A 9363-nucleotide genomic window follows, 5' to 3' on the forward strand; every position below is an offset into this window, starting at 1 on the left:
TTCAGCGGCGGAGGCGGCAGCTTCGGCGGCGGTGGCGCGTCGGGGAGCTGGTAGCAAGAGGCATCACGCGTATGGGCATCAAGCGCATCGGCAAGCATCTGCTCGAGCACCGCTGGCGAGTGCGGCGCGATTTTCCGCCGCGCGTGCTCGGCGCCATCGAGCGTGCGATCAAGGCCGGCGAAGCCACTCATGCCGGCCAGATCCGTTTCGTGGTCGAGGGCGCGCTCGACGGCGCGCCCCTGTTCCGCGACCAGCCGGCGCGGGAGCGGGCGCTCGACGTGTTCTCGCATTTGCGGATCTGGGACACCGTGCATAACAACGGTGTCCTGATCTATCTCCTGCTCGCCGATCGTGACGTCGAGATCGTCGCCGACCGCGGCATCGACGCGAAGGTCGGTCGCGCGGGCTGGCAGGCGATCTGCCGCGCGATGGAGGCCGATTTCACGGCCCGCCGGTTCGAGCAGGGCGTGATCAAGGGCGTCGAGGCCGTGTCGCGGGAGCTCGCGAAGCACTTCCCGCCTGTGGCCGGAGGGCCGAACGAACTGCCGGACAGCCCGGTGGTCATTTAGCGGTGCGCGCCTCGCCACCGAGCGGAAGCGGCGATAGCGCCGGCTCAGCTGCGGTTCGCGGCCGGTAGAGGGACAGGCCGGCGAGGCCCACCGCGGCGGCGAAGAAGATGTAATAGACGGGGGCCGCCTTGTCGCCGGTCGCTTCCACCAGCCAGGTGTTGATGAAGGGGGCAAGCCCGCCGAACAGCATCACCGCCAGATTGTACATCAGCGATGCGCCAGTCGAGCGCACACCGACGGGGAAGATTTCGGTCATGAAGGCCGGCATCGGCCCGGCGAGCACGCCGAGCAACACAGCGGCGATCTGCAACAGCCAGAGCTTCGCCGTGGTCGGCTCGGCGGCGAGGCGCTGCAGCAAGACATAGAACAGCAAGGAGTAGACGATCAGCGCCGGAACGAGCACCGCGCGGCGACCGATCCGGTCGGAGAGGACGCCTGCCGCCACCGCAATCACTGCATTGGCGAGGCTTACGCAGAGCAGCCCCATCTGCGCATTCAGCAACGGCAATTTCAGCTCGGCAACCGCATAGGTCGGCAAAAAGATCGCGTTGACATAGTTGATCGCCGTGCCAGCCGCGATCAGGCAGAAGGACGCGATCAGTTCACGCGGGTGCTCCGAGAACAACTGGCCGAGCGTGGTTTGCCGCTTCGGCTGCGCGGTCGCGGCCCTCTCGGCCAGATAGGCCTGGAATTCGGGCGATTCGTCGCAACGCTGGCGCAGGTACCATCCGGTCGGTCCGATCAGGATGCCGAGGATGAAGGGCACGCGCCATCCCCAGCTCGCAAACGCGCCCGGCGACAGGCCGAGATTGAGCCCGATCGCCATCGCGGCGCCGATGCCGAAGGCCAGCGACTGCGACACCATCTGGAACGAGCCGTAATAGCCGCGCCGGCCGGGTGGCGCGAATTCGATCAGCATGGCGCTGGCGCTGCCGAACTCGCCGCCGGCGGAGAATCCCTGGATCAGCCGCGCCAGCAGCAACAGCAGCGGCGCCGCGATCCCGATCGCGCCGAACGTGGGCAGCACGCCGAGCAGACCTGTGCCGAGCGCCATCAGCGAGATCATCACGACCAGCGCTTTCTTTCGGCCGTGCTTGTCGGCGTAAAGCCCGAACACCAGGCCGCCCAACGGGCGTGCCGCAAAGGCGATGCCGAAGGTCGCGAAGGTCAGCAGCAGCGACGAGTTCGGATTGTCGGCGGGAAAGAACAGCTTGCTCAGGATGCCGGCAAACAAGCCGAAGACGGTGAAATCGAACCACTCCAGCGCATTGCCGATCGTCGAGGAGATCACGACGCGGCGGCGCATCTGCGCCATGGCTTCTGCTTGCATCCGTTTGTCCCTTCCTGTCGGCGACGGTTGGCTCCGCCGCGCTTATGGTTTTGGATTGGTGTCTTACATTTATTGCCCTACGTGGTGAGATCCCGCGGTCGGATCTCTACGCCTTCACCGACGGCCGCTCGCCGATGCGACCGAGCCAGGCCACGACGTTGCCGTTCGCCTGGTCCAGCGGCTGGCCGACCTGGTTGCCGAATTCGATCCAGCAAAAGAGCAGAATGTCGGCGAGCGTGAAACGCTTGCCGCAGATGTACGTGCGGCCGTCGGCCATCTGGTCGTTCAGCCATTTGATGCGGTTGGCGGCGATCATCTTCAGCCCCGGGGAAGCCTCGGGCGCAACCGGAATACGGTTCTGGAAGAACTTCAGCGCCTCGCCGAACCGGTAGCCATTGGCGAGCGGCTCGGCGATGTTGAGATCGAGCCGGCGCGTCCACATCCGGCACTCGGCGCGCTCTTCCGGCGTCGCACCGATCATCGCAGGCGAGGGCTGCTTCTCCTCGAGATATTCGCAGATCGCGGTGACCTCGGACAGGTAGCTGCCGTCGTCGAGCTCCAGCGTCGGCATCTGGCCGTGCGGATTGCGCTTCAGATGCGCCTCTTGCCGGTTCTCGCCGCCGCGCAGATCGACGGTCTGCTTGGGGATCTCGATGCGCTTCTCCGCCATGAACATCCGCACGATGCGCGGATTCGGCCCGATCGAGTCGTAAAGCTTCATGGATTCTCGCTCCCTGTCTTTGGTATTCTTCTTACCCCTGTTGAACAGGGCGCGAGCGGGTTTGTCAAATGTGGAGCAGCTCAGTCAATCGTCGAGCTTGTTGAGGTCGCGCACCGACTGCATGATCGGCTCGAAATTCGCGCGCGCATCGAGTGCGTCGAACAATTGCGCGGTGTCCTCGAGCAGACCGTGCGAGCGCTGCAGCGCGATCCGTACGTCATCCTGCGGAGTGTCGGAGAGGCGGCCGTGACCCGACAGCAGGATCTTCGAATTGAGACCCTTCAGCCGCTCCAGCGACTGGATGTAATCGGCGATCGAACCCGAGCCGAACACGCCGCCCATCACGCCGCCCGGCATCAACGTGTCGGCTGCAAACAGCAGGCCCTTGTCCTGATCGAACAGCGACACGCAGGCCGATGTGTGGCCCGGCGTGTACATCACGTTGAGGCGGAAATTGCCGAGGTCGATCAGATTGCCTTCCTCGAGCCAGAGATCGATATCGATCGGCACGTTCGGCTCGTTGAACATCTTGCGCAGCATCGAGAAGTCGTCGCGCAGCATGATCTTGTTGGCGGCGAGCCGGTGCGCGGCGATATAGGCGCGGCCGTGAAAATGATAGGCCGCGCCGATGTGATCGAGATGCTCATGGCTCAGCACCACCATGTCGATCATCTCGGGCGTCACCCCGAGGTGAGCAAGGCAAGCGAGGAGCGACGGATAATTGCTCGACAGTCCGACGTCGATCATGATCGTCCGCTTGCTGCCGCGCACGAGATAGGCGTTCGCCGCGCGGTTCTTGAAACGGATCTGGTAGACGTCGTCGGCGGCCTGGATCAGCGTCGCCACGTCAGCCTCGAACAGCGTCTTGAATGGGCTGGGCCGGCGCTCGCTCATGGGTTGGCCGTCCGATAGGTGACGACGTTGGACGCGCGCAGGCGCTTCGACAGCGCATCCATCACCATCAACGCAAACGCCGGCTGCTGGCTGACGAGATAGACGAAGCGGGCGTGATTGATCCGCATCACTCTTGTGTCGGGCGCGGCCGCGATTGCGGTGGCGGAGCGTGCCGAGCCGTCGATCACGGCCATCTCGCCGAAGAACTCGCCTCTGCCGAGCGTAACGATGACCGTCTTGTGGCCGCCATCGATCTTGACGATGTCGACCTTGCCACCGAGCACGACAAAGAGCTCGCGGCCGGTCGAACCCTCCTCAAAAATGACGTCATCGACACCAAATTCATTGATGCATTTTTCGATCGTCATGACACCGCCCCTGCCTTCTGGCTGGAAGGTGGCGGTATGTTAATCGGGAAAGCGCCGCGCGCAAACCGAACTGGCGCAGATTGCCGCAGCGCGGCATCGCCTAAATCCGGCCCGGAAAAGTTCCTAAAATTTAGGTAAGGCGGCGCCGGGTAACGATTTCGCAAGCAATAAAAGTTACCAAATTGTCAACCTAGTCTGGAGACTTTGAACGTGAGTGTGCAGCAGAGCGAGCCGGTGCTGGCCGCGGCCGATGTCGAGGCTGTCCGGCTCTCGCCCGAGCAGGAAGAGACGTCGCCGAAGGCGGATGCCCCCAAGATCGAGGCCCCCAGGATCGAGGCCCCCAGGACCGAGGCGCCCAACGTTGAGCCTGTCAGGGTCGAGCCGCCAAAGATGGACGCGCCCCGGACCGAGGAGCGGGAAGAGCCGCATTTCCCGGGCAAGCTGATGATCATGGCGCCCGGCGAGCGGACCTGGGAAGACCGGACCTGGAATGACCGGACTTGGGATCACCAGGCATCGGCCTCGAAGCCGGCCTCCGAACAGGCCGCCAAGCCGGCCGGCACGCGCCGGGTCGCGGCGATGGCCGCGGTGATTGCCCTTGCCGCCGTGGCAGGTGCCATCGGTGGCGCCTTCGCGACGACGGCTCTCGGTCATTTCGCCCGCAAGGACGTCGTCATGGCCGCGAAGGAAACGCCGACGAAGGATGCGCTTGATGCCTCGATCGCCCGGATCGACGGCGAAATCGCCGCCCTGAAGTCCAGCATCGACCAGACCGCCCGGAACGGCTCGGTGCAGCTCAACAAGACCAATGACCGCCTCGAGAAGGTCGAGAAGGCGCAAGCCGAGCCGATGGCCAAGCTCGCCAAGCTCAGCGAGGCCGTCGACAAGCTCCGCACGACGCCGCAGGCCACCGCCGCCGCGGCGACGCCTGCCGCTGCCAGGGAAGTCACGGGCACGGTCACGCCGCCGGCCACCGCGGCCGCCGCTTCGCCCAAGCCCGAGGTTGGCCGCCTGCCGATCGTCGACGGCTGGGCGTTGCGCGATGTCGGCAATGGCGGCGCGCTGATCGAGGGTCGTGGAGGCGTCTATGAGGTCTATGCCGGCGATCCCGTTCCGGGTCTCGGACGCGTCGACGCCATCCGCCGACAGGATGGGCGCTGGGTAGTCGTCACCAGCAAGGGCCTGATCGTCGCGCGCTGATCGCCGATATCGGACAAAACCAAGGCGCTTCACCACGATGTGAAGCGCCTTTTTTCTTGAATAGGTTTTGCCACGCGGTGTTAGTGGGGCATGAGCCGAGCGCTGCGATGCCTGCTGATCGTGTTCGTCCTGCTTTGCGGTGCTGGCGGGGCGCGCGCGGGCGAGGATCGTCCACTCGAGCGCGGCCTGGCGATCACCAATCCTGCCATCCTGCGCGAACTCGATCATGGCCGCTTCAGCCTTGGCCGTATGCTGGTGCCGGAGCGTTCGGCCGACGCGGCGCTATCAAACCGTGACCTGTTTGGTTTGTCTTCGATGGTGCCGGTGCGTGAAGCGCTGGTGCGCGAGTTCGACCGCTATGTGACGAACCACAAGGCCAGCCTCCCGAACGAGAGCATCGGCGTCGGCGATGGCTTCGCCTTCCAGCTGTTCGATCGCGGCCTGTTCGAATCCCCCGACGTTCGCTTCGTTCTGTCAGGCATCGTCAACCGGATGGACCGCGCCTATGTGGCGCCGGCGAGCTGCGGCGAAATCCGGCTGATCTATCGCCTGACCCGCACCGACGTGCCGCTGATCGGCGAGAATGCCGTCTCGCAACGCCTGCCGATGACGCTGAACCTCGTGCTGAACGCGAAGGGTGACGGCAACGACGCCTCGATCACCTGTCGCGAGATCGCACGGCGCTGGCTCGCGACCGAAGGCGCGCCGCCGACGATGGACACGTTGTTCGGCAAGGATGGCCCGCTCGACCTGATCGGTTTCAAGAATATCGATCGCATCGAGACCAATCTGCAGATCGCGCATGCGCCGAAATCGGCGGTGCGCGATTTCCGCACCGACTATCTGTTGAAGGTGTTCGACTATGACGGCGAGGCGAAGCGCTTCGTGGAAGCGCCGCTGGAGAACCAGATCGATCGCGACCGCATCCTTGCCGACGAGGGGGTGAAGCGCGACTTCAAGGCGTGGCTGCTCGATCCCGGGCATTTCGCCGAGCTCGATCGCGGCACGCTGCTGATCCCCGAGCGCTTCCTCGCGACTGGCGCGATCGCGCCAACCCCGGTCGGCTTCGACGTCAGCGATCTGCAGCCGGAATTCGGGCTGGTGCAAGGTGAGGGCGCAGCCGGCAAGGCGGTGTTCACGGAGGGCGACGTTGTCGGCGCCCTGAAGAAGGCCGCGGCCGACGGAACGCGGTTGCAGAACATTCAGTCGCTCGGCGGCTTCGAACGGCGCCTCAACGACGTCACCTGCGCGGGCTGCCACCAGACCCGCGGCATCGGCGGCTTCCACTTCCCCGGCGTCGACTGGATGGCGGCGAAGCCGTCGAACTCCACCGTGGTGCCGGCCTCGCCGCATTTCTTCGGCGATCAGGTCCGCCGCCGCGATATCCTTGCGAGCTTCCGCGACGGCAAGGCGCCGGACTTCTCGCGCGGCTTCTCCAGTCGCCCGCAATTGCGCGGCAGCGCCGAGCTCGCCGGCACCGAATACAGCGACGGCTGGGGCGCGCATTGCTACCTGCCGCCCGCAAAGACGTCCGAGGTCGATCGCAGCTTTCGCAGCTGGACCTGCGCCGAGGGGCTCGCCTGTCAGGTCGCGGGCCAGACCTCGCGCATCGGCATGTGCTTCGTGAAGGGACGGTAGACCTGCGCGGAAGTCTCTCGTCTCCCTCGCCCCTCGCTTGCGGGCAGAGGGCGCGGTGAGGGGCTGAGATTGACAGTAGACTGATTAATCGTGTTTCATTCGCTCCAACAATGTCAGGGGATGGAAACAGGGACGAGGTCATCATCGTCGGCGCCGGCATCGGCGGACTGACGCTCGGCCTCGCATTGCATCAAGCCCACATCCCTTGCCGCATCTTCGAGACCACGGCCGAGATCCGGCAAGTCGGTGTCGGCATCAACCTGTTGCCCCATGCAACCAGGGAACTCGCCGCCCTCGGACTCGAGAAAGCGCTCGCGGACGTCGCTGTTACCACCACGGACGCGACTTTCTTCAACCGTTTCGGTCAGCTGATCTACCAGGAGCCGCTCGGCCGCAGCGCCGGCTACGAGCATCCGCAATTCTCGATCCATCGCGGCGACCTGCAGCGGGTGTTGCTGGACGCCTTCCGCGCCCGTGCCGGCGCCAGCCGCGTCGTCACCGACCGGCACTGTGTTGCCGTGGCGCAGGATGACAGCGGCATCACCGCGACATTCGCCGGAGGCTCCGGCGGCACCGACCGCGTCACCGTGCGCGGCCGGGTCGCGATCGCCTGCGACGGCATCAACTCGGCGATCCGTAAGCAGTTCTTCCCAAGCGAGGGCGAGCCACGCTATTCCGGTGTCAACATGTGGCGGGGCGTGACGCGCTGGAAGCCGATGTTGTCGGGCGCCAGCATGGTGCGCGCCGGCTGGCTCTCGCACGGCAAGATGGTGATCTATCCGATCCGCCCCGCTGGCGCCGACGGATTACAGCTCGTCAACTGGGTTGCCGAGATCGAGACCCCGAACTATCGCAAGCGCGACTGGAACCGGGCGGGCTCGCTTGACGATTTCATCCGGGCCTTCGCCGACTGGCATTTCGACTGGCTCGACGTGCCCGCCTTTCTCCGCGCCGCCGACAGCGTGCTTGAATTCCCGATGGTCGATCAGGACCCGCTGCCGCGCTGGAGCTTTGGCCGCGTCACCCTGCTCGGCGATGCCGCGCATCCGATGGTGCCGCGCGGCTCGAACGGTGCGGGGCAGGCGATCCTCGACGCGCGCGCGCTGGCGACGGCGCTACTTGCGCATGACGATCCGGTTGCGGCGCTGGCGGCCTACGAGCAACAGCGGCTGGAGGCGACCACGCGCATCGTGCTGACCAACCGCACCAACCCGCCGGATGCTATCCTGCGCGAAGTGTTTGTGCGAACCAACGACAAGCCGTTCGGCGCCATTGAGGATGTGATCAGTCGCGAGGAGCTGGTCGGGCTGTCCGACAGCTACAAGCGTATCGCGGGCTACTCGAAGGACGCGCTGCGCGCTTAGGCCATGAGCCTGCCCCGCAGGCTCGATCCATACCGGGCGTGCGGGATAGCGGCCGACGAAAGCCGCCGGCGAAATGTCGCTGGGGAGGGACGGGCATGGCGGAGACGGATGAGATCGACGTTGCCGGATATATCGACCGGCAACCGGTCGGCGGTTTCCAGATCAAGCTGCTGCTGACTTGCGCTGCGGTGCTGTTCCTGGACGGCTTCGACACCCAGGCGATCGGCTATGTCGCGCCTGCGCTCGCCCGGGAATGGAGCCTGTCGCGCGCCGCGCTCGGGCCGGTCTTCAGCGCCGGGCTGTTCGGCCTGATGATCGGTGCGTTGATCTTTGGCCCGCTGGCCGATCGCGTCGGCCGCAAGACCATCATCATCTTCTCGACGCTGGCCTTCGGCGTCGGCACGGTCGCGACTGCCTTCGCCGACGACGTCACGACGCTGCTGGTCATCCGCCTGCTCACCGGGCTCGGGCTCGGCGGCGCGATGCCCAACGCCGTGGCCATGATCTCCGAATTCAGCCCGCATCGCCGCCGCGCCACCATGGTGATGATCATGTTCTGCGGCTTCTCGGTCGGAGCAGCGCTGGGCGGCTTGCTCGCGGCGGCGATGATTCCGCACTACGGCTGGCGTTCGGTGTTCCTCGTCGGCGGCGTTGCGCCATTGCTGCTGGCGCCGATCCTCGCGTGGCGGCTGCCCGAATCCGTGCGTTTCCTTGCGTTGAGCGAGCACGCCGATGGGCGTGTCGCCGCGCTGCTCCGCCGCATCAATCCGCAGGCCGCTCCGGCGGTGGCAGGCGTCCGGTTCGTGGTTCACGAACCGCGGCTCGAAGGCCTGCCGGTTCTGCATCTCTTCAGCGATGGACGGACACTGCCGACGCTGCTGCTGTGGGTCGTGTTCTTCATGAGCCTGCTCGATCTCTATTTCCTGGCGAACTGGCTGCCGATCGTGCTCAACGATCTCGGCGCGTCGGTGTCGGCGGCCGTGCTGATCGGCTCGACGCTGCAGCTCGGCGGGGTGGTTGGCACGGTTGCGCTCGGCAGCGTGGTCGATCGCTTCTCGTTCCGCGCGCTGGCCTTGGTCTATTTCGTCGCCGTGTTCGCGGTCGGCGCGATCGGCCAGCTCGGTCATTCGGCGGTGCTGGTGGCGATCGTGATCTTCGCCGCGGGGTTTTGCATCGTTGGCGGCCAGATCGCCGCCAACGCGCTGGCGGCCAACTTCTACCCGACGTCGGTGCGCGCCACCGGCGTGGGCTGGGCGCTTGGCATCGGCCGGATCGGCTC

At 65.6% G+C, this 9363-nt stretch carries 9 protein-coding genes; 5 read left to right on the forward strand and 4 right to left on the reverse strand.

What is annotated here, in order from left to right; genetic code table 11:
• Positions 1 to 71 precede the first annotated feature (71 nt).
• Positions 72 to 569, forward strand: a complete 498-nt coding sequence (locus AS156_RS23675; protein ID WP_066509235.1) for a TPM domain-containing protein — start codon at positions 72 to 74, stop codon at positions 567 to 569.
• On the opposite strand, the gene AS156_RS23680 is transcribed toward AS156_RS23675, so the two are convergent.
• From AS156_RS23680 to AS156_RS23695, 4 genes are all read right to left on the reverse strand, one after another.
• Complete coding sequence (locus AS156_RS23680; RefSeq protein ID WP_066509237.1) at positions 562 to 1899, reverse strand: MFS transporter; 1338 nt, start codon at positions 1897 to 1899, stop codon at positions 562 to 564. The genes AS156_RS23675 and AS156_RS23680 overlap by 8 nt on opposite strands.
• 106 nt (positions 1900 to 2005) lie before the next feature.
• Positions 2006 to 2620, reverse strand: coding sequence for a glutathione S-transferase family protein (locus AS156_RS23685; RefSeq protein WP_066509240.1), 615 nt, complete (start codon positions 2618 to 2620; stop codon positions 2006 to 2008).
• A gap of 84 nt (positions 2621 to 2704) precedes the next feature.
• A complete protein-coding gene (locus AS156_RS23690) occupies positions 2705 to 3514 on the reverse strand; it encodes an MBL fold metallo-hydrolase (protein ID WP_066509242.1) in 810 nt (269 codons plus the stop codon).
• Complete coding sequence (locus AS156_RS23695) at positions 3511 to 3882, reverse strand: Crp/Fnr family transcriptional regulator (RefSeq protein ID WP_066509243.1); 372 nt, start codon at positions 3880 to 3882, stop codon at positions 3511 to 3513. Before AS156_RS23695 ends, AS156_RS23690 begins: the two co-directional genes overlap by 4 nt.
• A 210-nt stretch (positions 3883 to 4092) precedes the next feature.
• On the opposite strand from AS156_RS23695, the gene AS156_RS23700 reads away from it, so the two are divergent.
• From AS156_RS23700 to AS156_RS23715, 4 genes are all read left to right on the forward strand, one after another.
• Positions 4093 to 5082 (forward strand): hypothetical protein, encoded by a 990-nt coding sequence (locus tag AS156_RS23700; protein ID WP_066509474.1) that lies wholly within the window; start codon positions 4093 to 4095, stop codon positions 5080 to 5082.
• A gap of 90 nt (positions 5083 to 5172) precedes the next feature.
• Positions 5173 to 6720 (forward strand): hypothetical protein, encoded by a 1548-nt coding sequence (locus tag AS156_RS23705; protein ID WP_066509246.1) that lies wholly within the window; start codon positions 5173 to 5175, stop codon positions 6718 to 6720.
• Between the two features lie 110 nt (positions 6721 to 6830).
• Positions 6831 to 8084, forward strand: coding sequence for a flavin-dependent oxidoreductase (locus AS156_RS23710; protein ID WP_066509248.1), 1254 nt, complete (start codon positions 6831 to 6833; stop codon positions 8082 to 8084).
• Positions 8085 to 8179: 95 nt separating this feature from the next.
• Positions 8180 to 9363, forward strand: a 1184-nt coding sequence (locus tag AS156_RS23715; RefSeq protein WP_245313028.1) for an MFS transporter, incomplete at its 3' end; no start/stop codon positions are given.

Origin of the sequence: Bradyrhizobium macuxiense (assembly GCF_001542415.1) — a bacterium.
Taxonomy (GTDB): Bacteria; Pseudomonadota; Alphaproteobacteria; order Rhizobiales; family Xanthobacteraceae; genus Bradyrhizobium; species Bradyrhizobium macuxiense.

Excerpts from the sequence above, each read along its gene's own strand:
- AS156_RS23685 (WP_066509240.1), bottom strand. The coding sequence starts at position 2,620 with ATGAAGCTTTACGACTCGATCGGGCCGAATCCGCGCATCGTGCGGATG.
- AS156_RS23695 (WP_066509243.1), bottom strand. The coding sequence starts at position 3,882 with ATGACGATCGAAAAATGCATCAATGAATTTGGTGTCGATGACGTCATT.
- AS156_RS23710 (WP_066509248.1), top strand. The coding sequence starts at position 6,831 with ATGTCAGGGGATGGAAACAGGGACGAGGTCATCATCGTCGGCGCCGGC.
- AS156_RS23690 (WP_066509242.1), bottom strand. The coding sequence starts at position 3,514 with ATGAGCGAGCGCCGGCCCAGCCCATTCAAGACGCTGTTCGAGGCTGAC.
- AS156_RS23680 (WP_066509237.1), bottom strand. The coding sequence starts at position 1,899 with ATGCAAGCAGAAGCCATGGCGCAGATGCGCCGCCGCGTCGTGATCTCC.
- AS156_RS23705 (WP_066509246.1), top strand. The coding sequence starts at position 5,173 with ATGAGCCGAGCGCTGCGATGCCTGCTGATCGTGTTCGTCCTGCTTTGC.
- AS156_RS23675 (WP_066509235.1), top strand. The coding sequence starts at position 72 with ATGGGCATCAAGCGCATCGGCAAGCATCTGCTCGAGCACCGCTGGCGA.